Annotated in this window: 12 protein-coding genes and 2 tRNA genes; 8 read left to right on the forward strand and 6 right to left on the reverse strand. The window is 47.4% G+C overall.

The window, feature by feature from the left end; all coding sequences use genetic code 11:
* Nucleotides 1–26 precede the first annotated feature (26 nt).
* Together T491_RS16595 and T491_RS0112920 are read left to right on the forward strand one after the other, a co-directional pair.
* Nucleotides 27–725, forward strand: coding sequence for a DUF2027 domain-containing protein (locus tag T491_RS16595; protein WP_051523160.1), 699 nt, complete (start codon nucleotides 27–29; stop codon nucleotides 723–725).
* Nucleotides 722–2,656, forward strand: a complete 1,935-nt coding sequence (locus tag T491_RS0112920; protein ID WP_028904260.1) for an NAD(+) synthase — start codon at nucleotides 722–724, stop codon at nucleotides 2,654–2,656. The genes T491_RS16595 and T491_RS0112920 overlap by 4 nt, the downstream gene beginning before the upstream one ends.
* A 47-nt stretch (nucleotides 2,657–2,703) precedes the next feature.
* Here T491_RS0112920 and T491_RS0112925 read toward each other — a convergent pair whose 3' ends face one another.
* On the reverse strand, nucleotides 2,704–5,229 hold the full coding sequence (locus T491_RS0112925) for an ATP-dependent Clp protease ATP-binding subunit (protein WP_028904261.1): 2,526 nt from the start codon (nucleotides 5,227–5,229) through the stop codon (nucleotides 2,704–2,706).
* Between the two features lie 241 nt (nucleotides 5,230–5,470).
* On the opposite strand from T491_RS0112925, the gene gyrA reads away from it, so the two are divergent.
* The 6 genes from gyrA (at nucleotide 5,471) to T491_RS0112955 (ending at nucleotide 12,655) form a co-directional block, all read left to right on the forward strand.
* Nucleotides 5,471–8,014, forward strand: coding sequence for a DNA gyrase subunit A (gene gyrA / locus T491_RS16600; protein WP_051523161.1), 2,544 nt, complete (start codon nucleotides 5,471–5,473; stop codon nucleotides 8,012–8,014).
* A 71-nt stretch (nucleotides 8,015–8,085) separates the two neighbouring features.
* Nucleotides 8,086–9,300: a hypothetical protein gene (locus T491_RS0112935; protein WP_036916116.1), complete on the forward strand. Its 1,215-nt coding sequence runs from the start codon at nucleotides 8,086–8,088 to the stop codon at nucleotides 9,298–9,300.
* Between the two features lie 76 nt (nucleotides 9,301–9,376).
* Nucleotides 9,377–10,522: an SGNH/GDSL hydrolase family protein gene (locus T491_RS16605; protein ID WP_051523162.1), complete on the forward strand. Its 1,146-nt coding sequence runs from the start codon at nucleotides 9,377–9,379 to the stop codon at nucleotides 10,520–10,522.
* Nucleotides 10,523–10,582: 60 nt separating this feature from the next.
* Entirely contained in the window at nucleotides 10,583–11,515 is a 933-nt protein-coding gene (locus T491_RS0112945; RefSeq protein ID WP_028904263.1) for a UDP-glucuronic acid decarboxylase family protein, read from the forward strand.
* Nucleotides 11,516–11,525: 10 nt separating this feature from the next.
* Nucleotides 11,526–12,023 carry a nitroreductase family protein gene (locus tag T491_RS0112950; protein ID WP_028904264.1) on the forward strand — a complete coding sequence of 166 codons (498 nt, stop codon included), beginning with the start codon at nucleotides 11,526–11,528 and terminating at the stop codon, nucleotides 12,021–12,023.
* Nucleotides 12,024–12,028: 5 nt separating this feature from the next.
* Entirely contained in the window at nucleotides 12,029–12,655 is a 627-nt protein-coding gene (locus T491_RS0112955; RefSeq protein ID WP_231480255.1) for a DKNYY domain-containing protein, read from the forward strand.
* A 190-nt stretch (nucleotides 12,656–12,845) separates the two neighbouring features.
* Here T491_RS0112955 and T491_RS0112960 read toward each other — a convergent pair whose 3' ends face one another.
* The 5 genes from T491_RS0112960 to T491_RS0112980 form a co-directional block, all read right to left on the reverse strand.
* The gene (locus T491_RS0112960) at nucleotides 12,846–15,236 is read right to left on the reverse strand and encodes a thioredoxin-like domain-containing protein (RefSeq protein ID WP_028904266.1); all 2,391 of its coding nucleotides are present in this window, start codon (nucleotides 15,234–15,236) and stop codon (nucleotides 12,846–12,848) included.
* 104 nt (nucleotides 15,237–15,340) lie between these two features.
* Entirely contained in the window at nucleotides 15,341–15,466 is a 126-nt protein-coding gene (locus T491_RS18190) for a hypothetical protein (RefSeq protein WP_255327036.1), read from the reverse strand.
* A 68-nt stretch (nucleotides 15,467–15,534) separates the two neighbouring features.
* A tRNA-Lys gene (locus tag T491_RS0112970) sits at nucleotides 15,535–15,607 on the reverse strand.
* 43 nt (nucleotides 15,608–15,650) lie between these two features.
* Nucleotides 15,651–15,723: transfer RNA gene (locus tag T491_RS0112975), tRNA-Lys, on the reverse strand.
* A 104-nt stretch (nucleotides 15,724–15,827) separates the two neighbouring features.
* Nucleotides 15,828–17,318 (reverse strand): DUF5687 family protein, encoded by a 1,491-nt coding sequence (locus T491_RS0112980; RefSeq protein WP_028904267.1) that lies wholly within the window; start codon nucleotides 17,316–17,318, stop codon nucleotides 15,828–15,830.
* Nucleotide 17,319 lies beyond the last annotated feature (1 nt).

The following is a 17,319-nucleotide window of genomic DNA, read 5'->3' on the forward strand; positions in this document are numbered from 1 at the left end:
CCCCGAAAAAATGAATATTTATTGAGATGAAAATTGGAGATAAAGTAAGATTCCTGAGTGAGGTAGGCGGCGGAAAGGTGGCTGGCTTTCAAGGAAAGAATATAGTACTGGTAGAAGACGAGGACGGCTTCCAAATGCCCATGATGATTAATGAGGTGGTTGTGGTTGGCGATGAGAACTATGAGACTTCTCGTATGGTGGAGCAGAAGGCAAAAGCCCGTCAGGCTGCCGAAGAGGAAGAAGAACCTGAGATTGAACCTGCCGATAGACCCATCACTTTCAAGGCAAAACCTGAGGAACGAAAGGGCGGCGACAAGTTGAGCGCTTTCTTGGCTTTTGTGCCGATGGAGATAAAAGAGTTATCGCAAAGTCGTTTCGAGACGTATTTAGTTAATGATTCCAACTACTATCTGCGTTATGTTTATATGACAGCTGAAGGTAGTGCATGGAAGTTGAGAGCCGAAGGCGAGATTGAACCCAACTGCAAAGAGTTCATTGAGGAGTTCGGACGTGAGGATCTGAATGATATGGAGCATTGCTGCGTACAACTTATCGCTTACAAGCGTGATAAACATTATCTGTTGAAGTCGCCTGTCAATGCGCAGGTACGAGTGGATACGGTAAAATTCTATAAGTTGCATGCGTTCCGTGAGAATGATTTCTTTGAGCAACCTGCACTGGTATATACATTGATTGAGAACGACGTACAAAAAGTAAAGATATGAAATACGGATTTGTAAACGTAGCAGCTGCTGTGCCTACGGTCAAAGTGGCCGATGTGGATTATAACATCCAACAGATTGAGAGTCTGATTGCACAAGCAGAGGGACGTGGTGTGGAGATTATGGTGCTCCCAGAACTCTGTATCACAGGCTATTCATGTCAGGATCTCTTCAAGGAACAGCTCTTGCTGGACCATGCGGAGGACGGTGTTGTAAAACTGCTCGATTTTACTCGCAAGCTTAATGTTATTGTGATTGTTGGTCTGCCGGTGGTAGTCAACGGTCTGCTGTATAACTGTGCTGCTGTGATTCAGAGTGGTTCTTTGTTAGGTATCGTTCCCAAGGTATATCTGCCTAACTATGGAGAGTTCTATGAGAAGCGCTGGTTTGCGTCGTCACAGGATCTTAATCCTACAGATATCTATTTTGCTGGTAGCCCAGTGCATATCTCTGCCGAGCCTCAGGTGTTTGTCACTAGTGATGGTGTGAAATTCGGTATAGAGATTTGTGAAGATGTCTGGGCACCAACACCACCCAGCAATAATCTTTCGCTGGCAGGTGCTGATATCATCTTTAACCTCTCTGCCAGCGATGAGCTGATAGGTAAGCATGCTTATCTGAAATCGCTTCTGGCTCAGCAGAGTGCTCGTATGATAAGTGGTTACGTGTATGCCAGCTGCGGGTTCGGTGAGTCGACACAGGATGTGGTATATGGTGGAAATGCCATCATCTTTGAGAATGGCAGATTGCTTGAAGAGGGTAGCCGATTCTCCCTTCAGCCACAGATTAAGATGTGTCAGATTGACATCGAGGCACTCCATGAGGAGCGCTGTACCAATACCACCTTTATCAATGCGCAGCGTGGTGCCCATGCTCGTTTGATTAATTGCAAAGCCGTAGCACCGTGTGACTTTACGCTGTTCCGAGACATTGATCCGTATCCTTTTATCCCTAAGAGCGAGAAGATGGAGGAGTCATGTGAGGAAATCCTGAACATCCAGGTGATGGGGTTGGTAAAACGCTTGTACCATATTAATGGCAAGAAGGCCGTGATTGGTATCAGCGGCGGACTTGATTCTACATTGGCGCTGTTGGTGGTGGTGAAAGCTTTTGATAAGTTAGGGTTCGACCGTCATGGTATCATCGGTATCACCATGCCAGGTTTCGGTACTACCGACCGTACCTATAACAACGCCTTGAAGTTGATGGAGACATTGGGTGTAACCATCCGTGAGATCAGTATCGCTAAGGCGGTGACCCAGCATTTTGCAGATATCAACCACGATGCCAATGTTCATGATATCACCTATGAGAACTCGCAAGCTCGCGAGCGCACACAGATCCTGATGGATGTGGCGAATAAGGAGAATGCCATTGTGATAGGTACTGGCGACTTGTCGGAGTTGGCCCTTGGATGGGCCACCTATAATGGCGACCACATGTCGATGTATGGTGTGAACGCCGGTGTTCCCAAAACGCTGATTCGCTATTTGGTTCGTTATGTAGCTGACGAGATGGCTTCCGATACATTGCTTGATATCATTGATACACCGATATCGCCCGAGCTGATTCCTGCTGATGAAAATGGTAATATCAAACAGAAGACTGAGGATCTTGTTGGTCCTTACGAGTTGCACGATTTCTTCATCTATTATTTCATGCGTTATGGCTACAGTCCTAAGAAGATATTCCTCTTGGCTCAGCGTGCGTTCTGTACACCAAGGGATGGTCAGCCCGCACTCTACGACGAGGTGACGGTGAAGAAATGGCTGACAACCTTCTGTCGCCGATTCTTCAATCAGCAGTTCAAACGTTCATGTCTGCCTGATGGCCCTAAAGTAGGAAGCGTAAGTCTTTCACCACGTGGTGATTGGCGTATGCCGAGTGATGCTTCGAGTGCTCTCTGGCTGAAAGAATGTGAGAACCTCGATTAAAGCGAGACCTCGATGCAAAGCATCACAAGATATAAAAAAGAAATGAGTTAGCTGAATGCTAACTCATTATCTTTTAATGTAATATGTATGGTATCGCCCGGTTTGATATCGCCGTTTACGATAATATCGCTGATACCGTCTTCCAGATAGTTCTGTATGGCTCGCTTCAGCGGGCGTGCGCCAAACTGAACATCGTATCCTTTTGATGCCACAAACTCCTTAACCTCGTCGCTCAGGTCGATGTGATAACCTATCTGCTCTATACGCTGATACAGTCCCTTCAGCTCTACATCTATGATGCGCTTGATGGCATCCAGATCCAATTGGTCGAAGGTGATAATTTCGTCGAGACGGTTCAGAAATTCGGGTGAGAACTGCTTTGACAGCGCTTTCTGCACAATGTTACGGGCATTCTGCTTGTCCTTGTCGTTCAGCATCAAGCTTGTACTGTTAGTGACACCGAAACCAACTCCACGACCGAAGTCTTTCAACTGACGTGTTCCTGCATTCGAGGTCATAATGATGACGGTATTGCGGAAATCAACCAATCGTCCGTTACCATCTGTCATACGTCCTTCGTCGAGTACCTGTAACAACAGGTTGAACACGTTTGAATGTGCCTTTTCAATCTCGTCGAGCAGTACAATAGAGTAGGGATGACGGCGTACACGCTCTGTCAGTTGTCCGCCCTCGCCATAGCCAACATATCCCGGAGGCGCTCCAATCAGGCGTGAGGTGTTAAAGCTCTCGGTATATTCGCTCATGTCGATACGTATCAGCGCATCGCTGCTGCCAAACATAAATTCGGCCAGCTTCTTGGCCAGATAAGTCTTACCAACACCTGTAGGACCTAAGAACATAAACACGCCGATGGGGTGGTTGGGCTCTTTCAGTCCCACGCGGTTGCGCTGGATGGCTTTCACCATCTTGTCGATGGCAGCATCCTGTGCTATCACGTTGTTCTTCAGCTCTACAGCCATACCCTTCAGGCGGATACCCTCCTGTTCGGCCATACGCTGTGCGGGCACACCTGTCATCATCGATACCACTTCGGCCACCTGGTCGGCATCCACCACCTGTCGCTCTTCGCCTTCGCCATTGGTCCAGCGCTCGTTGAGTTCCTTCAATTCCTTTTCCAGTGCCAATTGACGGTCACGATAGCTTGCGGCTAACTCGTAATTCTGATTCTTTACGGCAGCTTGTTTCTTATCCTTCACCTCTTCCAGCTCTTTTTCCTTCTCGATGATCTCAGGTGGAATCTGTGCGTTGCCTAAGTGAACTTTTGAACCAGTCTCGTCGAGTGCATCGATGGCCTTGTCAGGCATAAAACGGTCGGTGACGTAGCGGTCTGTCAATTTGACACAAGCTTCCAATGCCTCATCTGTATAGCTGACGTGATGATGCTGCTCGTAACGATCCTTGATGTTGTGCAGAATCTGCAGTGTCTCCTCGTTGGTGGTGGGTTCTACCAGAACCTTCTGGAAACGGCGCTCTAATGCTCCGTCTTTCTCAATGCTCTCGCGATATTCGTCGAGCGTGGTGGCACCAATGCACTGGATAGTGCCACGGGCCAGAGCTGGTTTCAGTATGTTTGCTGCATCCATCGAACCTGGTGTAGAGCCTGCACCGATAATCGTGTGTATCTCGTCGATGAATACAATGACATCGGGATTGACTTCGAGTTCTTTCATGAGTGCCTTCAGACGTTCCTCAAACTGGCCACGATACTTAGTGCCTGCTACAACGCCTGTCATGTCGAGTGTATAGATACGTTTGCCGAACAGCATCGGGCTGGTATGATGCTTTTCTATGAGTTGGGCTAAGCCTTCTACGATAGCGCTTTTACCCACACCAGGCTCTCCAATCAGGATAGGGTTATTCTTCTTTCTACGGCCCAGAATTTCTATCACACGCTGTATCTCGCGCTCACGGCCTACACAGGGATCTAACAGTCCTTCTGCGGCAGCCTTGGTCAGATTCGTTCCAAAGCTGTCGAGTACAGGTGTTTTTGAGTTTGGTCTCTTTTGGGTGGTAGTGGTGTTTGGACCATTATTGCCCTTATTGCTGTTACCAGTGGTTTCAAACTCTTCCTCCTCTTCATCTGGTAGTCCGATGCCGTTGCTTACATTGGTGTTCTTGGGCGCAAACAGCATGGCAGATGTTTCATTGTATGTCATATGAAATTGTTCTAATACTTGCTTTGCACCGTTGTTGGCCATGTCGTGCAGGATGGCTAACAACAGATGCTGCTCTTCAATGGTGGCCGCTCTTTGTATTCTGGCTTCAAGAACGGCCAGCTTCAATACATTATTGGCTTGCTCGTTCAGTGTTAGGTCGGTAGCATGAATGGATTCTGTCAGTTCGTCTTGTCTGACTCTTGTCTCCAGTTCAGTCTTCACCGATTGCATATCCAGATTCAGGCGGCTAAACAAGTCGATGACTGGTCCGTCCTTGCTTCTGAGAATGCCCAGTAGCAAGTGCTCGGGACCTACCGAACGACTGGCAAGTCTGGCAGCCTCCTCACGTGAGAAGGCTAATATTTCTGATAGTCTTGGCGAGAATTGCGTTGTCATATCAATCTTTCTGTCTATTATTCAATACCTAATTTAATTATATCTTTTGCAAAGATACAACAAATCTTGCAAACATCATGCCATAAAAACGAAATATTTTCCCATAAAATAGTTTAAAAGGTTTGGTGGGTCGCAAAAAAATAATTACCTTTGCACGGTTAAAAACGCGTCAGCGGGCTTAAAAATGGCCTTAAACGCAAAATGTGATAAATTGTAAATAGTAAAATTGTAAATTTATAAGATGGATCAAACATTCGACAACGACAGAATTATTAAGATCAACATCGAAGAAGAGATGAAATCGAGCTACATCGACTACTCTATGTCAGTCATTGTGGCACGTGCCCTTCCCGATGTTCGCGACGGCTTCAAGCCAGTTCACCGCCGTATTCTCTACGGTATGATGAACATTAACAACGTATCTACACAGCCATACAAGAAATGTGCGCGCGTAGTAGGTGAGGTGCTTGGTAAGTACCACCCACATGGCGACTCTTCTGTATATGGTGCCTTGGTTCGTATGGCACAGGATTGGAACATGCGTTACACCTTGGTTGATGGCCAGGGTAACTTCGGATCGGTTGACGGCGACTCGCCAGCTGCCATGCGTTACACTGAGTGCCGCCTCTCAAAGATGGGTGAGCACATCATGGACGACCTAGATAAGGAAACCGTAGATATGGCTCCTAACTTCGACGACTCGCTTGAAGAGCCAACTGTTATGCCTACCAAGATTCCTAACCTGCTGGTTAACGGTGGTAATGGTATTGCCGTAGGTATGGCTACCAATATGCCTACTCACAATCTAGGCGAAGTGATTGATGGTTGCTGTGCTTATATCGACAATCCTGATATCGATACCGATGGCCTGATGCAGTTCATCCCAGGTCCTGATTTCCCAACAGGTGCTTATATCTATGGTCTTCAGGGCGTGAAGGATGCCTACGAGACTGGTCGTGGCCGTATCGTGATGCGTGCCAAGGCTGAGATTGAAAGCGGCGAAACGCATGATAAGATTGTTGTAACAGAAATTCCTTACGGTGTCAATAAGGCTGACCTTGTGGCTTATATCGCTGATTTGGCAAACCAGCACAAGATTGAAGGTGTTGCTAATGTAAACGATGAGTCAGGTCGTCAGGGTATGCGTATTGTAGTTGACTGTAAGCGCGACTGCAATGCTAATGTGTTGCTGAACAAACTGTTTAAGATGACCGCTCTACAGAGCTCATTCTCAGTGAATAATATCGCTCTGGTGAAGGGTCGTCCACGTCTGCTCTCACTGAAGGAGTGCGTGAAGTACTTCGTTGAGCATCGTCATGATGTGACCATTCGTCGCACAAAGTACGATTTGCGTAAGGCTCAGGAGCGTGCACACATCCTCGAGGGTTTGATTATTGCCGTTAACAATATCGATGAGGTTGTACATATTATTCGTAACTCTAAGACACCTACTGACGCTCAGCGTAACTTGGAGCAGCGCTTCAATTTGGACGAGCTCCAGTCAAAGGCTATCGTAGATATGCGTCTGGCTCAGCTTACAGGTCTGCGTGTTGATCAGCTGCATCAGGAGTTCGACGACTTGCAGAAGCTCATTGCTGAGTTGCAGGAGATTCTTGATAACCCCGAGCGTTGTAAGGAGGTGATGAAGGCTGATCTGCTCGAGGTGAAGGAGAAGTATGGCGACGAGCGTCGTACAGAGATTATTCCATTCGACCATGAGTTCAATGCAGAGGACTTCTATCCCGATGATCCTGTTGTGATTACTATTTCTCACATGGGTTACATCAAGCGTACTCCGCTGTCAGAGTTCCACGAGCAGGGCCGTGGCGGCATGGGCTCTAAGGCAGCCCGTCATCGCGACAACGACTTCACCGAGTATATCTATCCTGCCACTATGCACAACACACTGCTGTTCTTCACCCAGAAGGGGCGTTGCTACTGGCAGAAGTGTTATGAGATACCTGAGGGCGATAAGAACTCGAAGGGCCGTGCTGTTCAGAATATGCTGAACATCGATCCCGATGATTCTATTAATGCTGTTCTGCGTATCAAGAACTTCAATGACGAGGAGTTCCTGAAGTCGCACTATGTGGTATTCGCAACCAAGCAGGGTATTATCAAGAAGACCTGTCTGGATGCTTATAAGAATGTACGCGCCAACGGTGTGATTGCTATCAATATCAACGAGGGCGACGAGGTTGTAGGTGTTCGCTTGACCAATGGTCAAAACGAGTTGCTGTTGGCTAACCGTAATGGTCGTGCCGTACGCTTCGATGAGAACGATGTACGTACCATGGGTCGTGTTTCTACCGGTGTGATTGGTATGCGTCTCGATGGTGGCGACGATGAGGTTGTAGGTATGGTTTGTGTGAACGATCCGAATACTGAGACTATCATGGTTGTCAGCGAGAATGGCTATGGTAAGCGTTCAGAGGTAGAGGACTATCGTAAGACAGCCCGTGGTGCCAAGGGTGTGAAGACCCTCGCTATCACCGAGAAGACCGGCCGTCTGGTAGCTATCAAGGTGGTAAGCGATGAGAACGATCTGATGATTATTAATAAGAGTGGTGTATTGATCCGTCTGAAGGTGGCCGATGTTCGTGTGATGGGCCGTGCCACTCAGGGCGTTCGTCTCATTAACCTGTCAAAGAAGAACGATGTAATCGCTTCTGTATGTAAGGTGATGCACTCTCAGGCTGAGGACGAGGATATCGAGGAAGCTGAGATTGCTGACGAGGCTGTAACTGAGGGAACTGTCGAGACTGCACCCGAGACAAAGGATTAAACCATCAGAAAGTTGATACGTCAAATAAGTAAAATCAATCAATATTAATGGTATAACCAATTTTAAAGCTTATGAAAAAATTATTTGTAATGGCAGCAATGATGGTAGCAAGCGCTACCGCATTTGCCGGTGACAGTGACGCCCTGAAGGCAATCCTCAAGGCAAAGACCTATGCAGAAGCAGAAGCACTTGTAAAGAGCAATCTTGGCTCTCTCGCCAGCGATGCTGAGAAGGCTAAGGCATACAACAAGCTCGTTGATCTGGCTATGGCTCAGTTCGACGCTCAGAGCACCATTCAGACCGAGAACCAGCTGGCTAAGCAGATGGGTAAGGAAGAGAAGCCCGTTGACACCAAGCTGATGTCAGAGATGGCATACAATGCCCTCGTTGCAGGTCTTGAGTGCGATAAGTACGATCAGAAGCCTAACGAGAAGGGTAAGGTGGCTCCAAAGTTTGCTTCTAAGAACGCTCAGCGCCTGTGGCTTGCTCCACGTAACACACTGGTTAACGCTGGTCAGGATGCCCTTACTGCTAAGGACAATGCTTCAGCTCGTAAGTACTGGCAGCTCTTCACCGAGAGCGATGCTGCACCTATGTTCAAGGCTCAGGACCGCGAGGCACAGAAGCCTTTCTTCGGTCAGGTAGCTCGTTTTGCTGCAATCTTCGCTTACCAGGATAAGGATATGGCTAAGGCCCTCGAGCTTGCTGATGTAGCCATGAAGGATCCTGAGGAGTATGAGAATGCCCTCAACCTGAAACTCGAGATTCTGGGTGATGGTCTGAAGACAAAGGACGATTCAGTTAAGTATGCCGAGAACCTGAAGGGTATTTATGCCGAGCACAAGGTGAACGGTGTTATGGAGAAACTGTACAACGTACTGCTGGGCTTGGGCAATGACGCCGAGGCTAACAAGATTCTCGACGATGCACTGGCAAAGGATCCTAACAACTTCGTAGCTCTGGCCGACAAGGGTCTGGCTCTGCTGCAGGCTAACAAGGCATCTGAGGCTATCCCTTATCTGAAGAAGGCCTTCGAGGTTAAGCCCGACAACGCTATCATCGCTACCTATGCAGGTACTGCTTATAGTGTAGAGGCTCAGAATATCGAGGATGCTGCCAAGAAGAAGGAACTCTACAAGCAGGCTATCGAGATGTTCGACAAGGCTAAGCAGCTCGATCCAGATATGTTGCAGGCTAAGTGGGGTTACAACCGTTACAATGCCTACTACAACTACTATGGCGAGAATGCTGCTGAGACTAAGCAGGCTGAGCAGGATATGCACTAATCTACGATTTATATAGATAAACCGTGATGAGGCCTGCCAATGAATGGCGGGCCTCTTTATTGCAAAACAACAATACATGACGAATCAAGAACAGAAATGGGTGGCTTGTTGGGGCAATGCTACCTCTATCACTAACCGCGGGGAGGCCATCTATGCCAAGGACCTTACGCTGCGTTATCCTATCCGTATGCCCTTTGGCGGCAGTCAGCTGCGTTTCCGTTTTTCCAACCTGACAGGCACAGAACCCGTGGTTCTCTCGAAGGTATTCGTAGAGCATACGCCTATCACCTTCGGTGGCGAAACGCAAGTGACGTTGATGCCAGGAAAGGAGACTGAGAGCGATGCCATCAGTCATGCTGTCCATATGGGCGACATCATCAACGTGAGCTTCTATCTGGCTGATTATACGCAGATGAATAGCGGCACGCTCATTACTGGTCCGTTATCAAAGGGCTTCTACACCTATGGCGACTATGCCGAAGCAACTGAGTTGCCACTCAATCTGACACGACATACCAACTGGTTCTACTTTCTGAATACCATCGATGTACTCACATCGCCCGATAATCACGCTGTAGTATGCTATGGCGATTCTATCACCGCGCAGTCGTGGCCTGATTATATGGCAGAGATGGCGCTTGGCTCCAATGTTTCCATTATCCGCCGTGCTGTGAGTGGCACGCGCATCCTGCGTCAGTATGATTGTATTACCTATCAGGCTTACGGCTTGAAAGGTGCCACACGTTTTCCTATCGAGATGAATGTGGCAGGTGCGTCAGATGTCATCATCCAGCATGGCATCAACGATATTATCCACCCTGTGGGCGAGGATGTCAATCCGTTCCGCCCCTGGAGCGATCTGCCAACAGTAGAAGAGATGGAGCATGGTGTTGAGGATATCTATGTGAAACCTGCTAAGGCCATGGGACTGAAAGTATGGAGCGGTACCTTGTTGCCTATCTACGGTTGGCGTACATATAACGAACAGCGCGACATGATGCGACAGCAGTTTAACGAGTGGTTACGCACGTCACCTGTTTTTGACGGATGTATTGATTTCGATGCTGCTGTGCGTAGTAACAGTAATCCAAAGGCATTTGCCGACGGTTTTGATAGTGGTGACCATTTGCATCCCAGCGAGCGAGCCTATGAGGCTATGGCCCAGGCTGCAGCACATCATGTACGTTGGCAAAATAGAGAAGGTGCTGGTACGCGACGATGAATATCTGTCTGCCAAATAGGAAAAAAGGACTATCTACAATAATAACCAAACAATGTAATCATGAAAAGAATATTAGTTACAGGGGGAGCTGGTTTTATAGGCAGCCACCTTTGCGAAAAATTGGTCAGTGAGGGCAATGATGTAATTTGTCTCGACAACTTTTATACCGGTAGTAAAGAGAATGTCTGGCATTTGTTAGGCGAACATAATTTTGAGATTGTTCGTCATGATGTATGTCAGCCGTATTGGGCAGAGGTCGATGAGATTTACAATCTGGCATGTCCCGCCTCACCGGTTTATTATCAGAACGACCCGATACAGACCACCAAGACATCTGTCTTTGGCGCCTATCACATGCTGGGACTGGCTCGTAGAACGAAATGTAAGATACTTCAGACTTCAACAAGTGAAGTGTATGGCGATCCAGCTGTTCACCCTCAGCCGGAGTCGTATTGGGGAAACGTCAATACGATAGGTATTCGTTCATGTTATGACGAAGGCAAGCGTTGTGCAGAGACGATGTTTTTCGATTATCATCGTCTGCATGGTGTTCGCATCAAGGTCATACGCATCTTTAATACCTATGGTCCACGCATGGCCGCGAATGATGGTCGGGTTGTTTCAAACTTTATCATGCAGGCGCTACGTGGTGAGGATATCACCATCTACGGTGATGGCACTCAGACACGTTCGTTCCAGTATGTCTCTGATCTGATAGATGGAATGACCAGGATGATGGCCAGTGACGATGATTTCCTTGGTCCGGTGAATATCGGTAATCCTGGCGAGTTCACCATGTTGGAACTGGCAGAGAAGGTAATCGCGATGACTGGTTCAAAGAGCAAGATTATATTCCGTCCCCTGCCATCTGACGACCCCAAGAAGCGTCGTCCCGACATCTCGTTGGCTAAGGAGAAGCTGGATTGGGAACCAAAAGTAAAGCTTGACGAAGGTCTGGCAAAGACCATAGAATATTTCAAAACCAAAATTTAAAAAGAAGGATATGAGTTTTTTAGATTTAGTGAAGCAGAGATATAGCTGTAGAAGCTATCAGGAGAAGAGTGTGGAACAGGAGAAGCTGGACTATGTGATGGCGTGTGTGCGTTTTGCCCCTTCGGCAGTCAACAAACAGCCATGGATGTTCCGTGTGGTGAAGGATGAGGCCGACAAGGCGAAGCTTCAGGAGTGCTATAGCCGCAATTGGTTCAATTCAGCTCCGATGTACATCATCTGCAGCATCCTGCACGACGAGGAATGGGTGCGCAAGGACGGTAAGCATCATGGCGATATCGATATAGCCATTGCCGTGGAGCATCTGTGTCTGGCTGCTACAGAGCAGGGACTTGCTACTTGCTGGGTGTGCAACTTCGATGCCGAGAAGTGTAAGCAGCTCTTCACCTTTGCCGACAATGAGGAGCCTGCTGTGCTGATTCCCATCGGTTATGCTGCCGACGAGCCTAAGGAGAAGAAACGTAAGGAGATTGCGGAAATATGTAAGTAATGCGTATGAGAAAATTGAATAATGCTGGCCTGTCTCTTAAGTCACTCATGGTGATAGGACTGATAGGGTGGAGTGTCTCAATCCAGGCACAAACATATGATGTTTCCCATGGTCAGGTGTATTTTGGTCATGAGCCCCTGAAGTATGCCGATGCTCATAGCTTTGTGGACTTGGGGCGCGGCTATGCTAAGGATCGGGATAATGTATATCTCAATGGTCGTATTCTCGAATATGTCGACCCAGCTACGTTCCGTTTGAAAGATCATGCTACCACACATTTTCGCGAAACCCGTGATATGTATGATCATGGTCAAGGGCGCCATGGCTATTATAAATCACAATTCAACGTGTACTATGGCGACAAGAAGATTGACGCTTCGGCATCATCCTTCCAGGAGGTTGGTGGTGGTTACGCCAAGGACGCCTTCAACGTGTTTTATCATGGCAAAAAGCTTGATGCTTCAGCAACTTCATTCAAGTTGATGGAAGGTGGTTATGCCAAGGATGCGTTCAATGTATATTACTTTGGAAAGAAAGTTAAAGGCGCTTCTGCAGCAACATTTAAATATACTGGCGACGGCTATGCCAAGGATGCCTTCAACGATTATTATAAAGGCCGGAAACTTGAATAGCAGAAGCAGATGTTTCTAAAACGAAAAAAGAGATAAACTTAATGCTTATCTCTTTTGCTTTTCGTATACCCGCAGAAAGTCGAACCCATGCTGATAATCAGCAAGTTGCGAATTATTTTGTTACTAATCCGCATGTGGTAACAAATTCTTTTCAAATTCTAACTCCCTTTATGAATGAAAATGATTCTCATTACTTGCAGAATTTTCCCATAGTCTGTTTGAATGTCTCCAGATTTTGATCGTCGAGCCAATCTAGGTCGTGAATATTTCCCTGCTTATCGATGATTTTATAGGTGGGGAAGCTGTTTACACTCAGGTAATGCTCGATGGCACTCTGCTGTTCTTTGGGCAGATTGTAGTGAACGCAGTTTGGCCCTGTCAGGTTGTACTCCTTGATGACATTCTTCCACGATGCGTCGCTGCTGCCATTGCAGAGGTAGAGATATACGATATCGTAATCCTTGAGTGCCTCTTTCACTTTCCACGAATCCTTGAGTTTCTGCTTGCAAGGGCCGCACCATGTGCCCCACACGTCGAGATAGATGACGCGACCTTTATAGGGTTCGATGATCTTACGCAGCATCTTCTCGCCATCGGTCATGTTCGCCACATCGGTTGACGGTCGCAGACTGGCTGCATTAGCCAAGTCCTGATGCTCCAAAGCTACATACTTATCGTTTTCGGTCAAAACAAAGTTTAGTGCCGATGCCAACTTGATTTCTTTATTGGCGAAATTCAAATCAGAAGGGTCAAGCGACTTGCGGAACGAGTTAAGCTTCCAATAGAATTTGCGAGCCAAGGCCAGATCAATCAATGCCCTATCGGTAGTTGCCGATTCGATAGCCTGCTTTTGGTAATACAAATCTATCAACGAGAATTCTTGCTCTATCGCCTTCTTCACATCAGGACGCTCCATAATGGCAAGATACTGCTCCGCAATGCCAAGCTTATCTAAATCGGTACCAGCCAAATCAATGTTTAGACTATCTATCTTCTGCTTCTTGGCTTGTTTGGCATACTCCTTGTGAAATTCCACTGCATAACGCTCCATTAGGGCAAGCTCCTCGTCGGTAATCGATACCTTGCCATCGGCCCTAGCCTGGCGTAAAATGATGGGATAGGCACCGTCGTTCAACGTTATTCTGTAAGGATCAATGCTCACAGAGTGGCGCTCATCTCTCAGCTGGTCAAGATAGTCGCGCATAAATCGCGGGAATTCAGAATAGAGCGTATAGGGTTTAGGTGCGGGCTGCCACAACTTGGTGTTGACATAATCCATATACTCCTTGGGCAGAATATTGCCAGGCACATCGAATCGGGCCTGCATCATCGAATAGCCCTGCCCAGCCATACACAGACCTTTAATATAATCAATATAGCGCTGCGATAGGTTGGGGCGATGAGTGATATCCGCCTGCATCTTGGTTATGATTGCATCAAAGACTTTATTCGCGCGTTCCATGAATTGCATGGCGCTCTCGCCTGGATTGATGCGTGTCTCCGGCCATGTTGCAGGACAAGCCACAAGCTCGTTTTGCAGGCGTACGTCATCGCCCATAAACAGTTTCTGACCAGTATTGAAGTCGTTGAGGAAGAAGTAGGTCTTTCCTGGCTCTAATACAGGATGTACCCATGATTGGCGCGGGGCGAGCGTAACGGTTGCAGAATTGAGCAGGGGCATACGGAGGGTGAATCGACCTAGCGAGTCGAGCTTTGCTGTAAAGCTTTCTGTTTTATCGGTGATAAAATTATTTGTCCAGACTTCAAATTCGCCGCTCTGTTTCCAAGCTTGCTCGGGCATATCCTTCAGCCAGCCTACGATGGTTACGCTGTCGCCCTCACGATAGCCATTGTCAACAAATCCCTTGCGAGTGTCTTTGGTAGGATAGTCGGGTAGGGCTTCTTGGGTTATCGGATTGCAGGCAATGGCCTTTCCGGTACCGATGGTGATGGGGCGGATGCCTTTCTTGAGTTTGCCCACCTTGATGGTTAGTCCGTCGTTAAGAGTAAGCACGTAGGTGTCCTTCTGCTCGGTCTGATTCAGGATATCCCACACCTTATTATTATATATAACGTGGTGCTGGGCGAATCCTATCAACCAGTCGCCCGTAAGCGTGTTGCGCCAATAGGTGTCGGTGATGCCAACGGGGGTTACATCAGCATCAGCATTCGCATCAGCATCGCGTACAGCATTAATTATCCACATGCCGGGATCACTTACGGAAACCCTCCAGGTAGAGGCGGGCAGGGCGTCGAAAACCAGCGAGAAGTCTACCTTGCCGTCCTGAGGAATCTTGATGAGTTGTCCCAGTTTCACGCCTATTGCACGCTTGGCTTCATAGATCTTGCCGTCGGCCTGGAGTAGCGATTTCGCAGCCAATACACCTTCCTGGCCTGCAGCACGTTCTGGCATGTCGAAATGCATGAACACCTCAGTGCTGTCGGCACTCAGTACAACCTTGGTTATTTTAACAAATGGTACATTGGAATAGCCTGTAACAATGTTATTCCATATTCGAGTTTGTGCCCACCCGGCAATTGCAACAATGGCCAGCACAATAGTTGATAAAAGTTTCTTCATTTATTGATGGATTTATTATTGATTGTAATTGATATAAATACTCTTATTTGAATAGCTCAGAGTGGGAGCCAAGTCTTACAAGTTCAATGGTGTCGATCTCTTCGTCAATCCATATCAGCAAAGAGTTCATCAACACTATCATAAACCTTATTGGGGTTCTTACCTGACTTAGCCTCATTAATGGCAGCAATCGTTTCATCGCTAAACTTTTCGTCTACTATCTTATTCATACTCATGATTGTTTAATTCTGTATAAAAAAAAAGAGATAAGCTTTGAACTCATCTCTTTTATTCTTTGTACACCCGCAGAGGCTCGAACTCTGGACACCCTGATTAAGAGTCAGGTGCTCTACCAACTGAGCTACGGGTGCATCATTTTGGTGGTCTTTAATGACCTTTCTTTCTTGCTAAATGTACACCCGCAGAGGCTCGAACTCTGGACACCCTGATTAAGAGTCAGGTGCTCTACCAACTGAGCTACGGGTGCATCATTTTTAGCTTTGAATCAGCTCTCTTGCTGAATTGCGGGTGCAAAGGTACTGACTTTTTTTGAAACCACCAAACTTTTTTGCGATTTTCTTTCAAAAAAGACTAAAAATCTCTTGTATTCATGAATCCTTCGAGGTTTTCATACCTTCTTTTCATCATTCTGATGTAGATGTTACGAATCCAAATGGTGTGGGTAACGACGAATGTCAGACCCAGTACGCACATAAAAATGTAGGTCCAGGTGAGTCCTACCAGCAGGTAACCCAGGCCGGTGATGAGCACAGGACCGAAGAACGCAAACATTTCGATGACAATCTGGCGGCCATTCTCAAAATTACCTTTAGCTGTCATCTTGAGCTGCAAGGGGATGGTCTGCTTGTTATATACAGCCAGCTGGAAGATGATGAAGTGCAGGAATCCTGCTGTCATCAGCATGTAGGCGAAGAGCATCAAGAGCGTGTACTTGCCTTCGAATACGGCTGGCAGCATGATGACAAACGGAATGATGAGTATCGCACTGTAGAAAAGGAACTTGGCACGCAGTAGTGCGATGATACTCTCGCGGTGCATCATCAGCAGTTCGATGTAGTTACCTTCCTGTCCCATTACCTTGATGAGTGCAGTGGCACTGTAGATGGCAAAGCAGTACATGCACCAGAAGTTCTGCAACAGCTCGCCGTCGTAGATATCGGTATAAGTCACCAGTAGCGAGAATACCACCACCAGTACCAGACTCATGATGCAACGGCTGCGCATGGTCTTATTGCGAAGATTCGACTTGAGCTCAATCTTCAGGTATTCGCCAATCAGACCGAAGCGGTTGAAGAATGCAAACTGCGACACGTGCTTGAGTGCGCGTTCGCTTTTCTTCGATATCTCCTCATATACATATTTAAACTGGAAATAGCGGTTCACAAAGAACAAACCGGCTATAAGGAGCAGTACCACCGGCAGAAAGTACCACGACATGGCCACATCAGAATATGCGTTGAAGGCTTTCTCGATGGCTGTTGCCACGTGGTTGAGGTTGAACAGCATGGGCGAGTAGGGCAGTGCATAGAGAGCCAAGGCAGGGATGAGCCAGAGCACTTTACGGTTAATCAGTGTGCGGAAGAAGAGGTAGATCTGGCTGTTGAGAATCATCAGCATCTCGGCTGCTATCACCTCATAGAACACGAGTGCAAAACTCTCGCCTGCAACGAGCAGGATAATGGCATAGGGCACAAACATGCAGAGCCAAAGGAAATTATAGCCGCTGAGGTGCTCGCCTACGAGGAAACACTCGATGGCGGTATAGCGCGAGATGGGTTGCAGGATGTAAGGTTTCACCATCATGCCTGGTGTGGTCTGAACGATGAAACGTAACAGGAAGTCGATGACCAGATAGATGGCTGCCACACCGAGCATGGTGCCTGCCTCGCCTTCTGCAGCTGCACCGATGATGCATCCATACATAATCAGATAGAGGCCGAACATGGCCGCACCAAAATAGATTAATCCCTTTGCCCATTTGTTTTGTTCGAACGCCGGGCTGCGTTTGTAGCTAAGGTTCGTATTCTTACGAAGCAAGCGATACAGTTGAAATTTGTTCATT

The organism is Prevotella sp. P6B4 (assembly GCF_000619985.1).
Taxonomy (GTDB): domain Bacteria; phylum Bacteroidota; class Bacteroidia; order Bacteroidales; family Bacteroidaceae; genus Prevotella.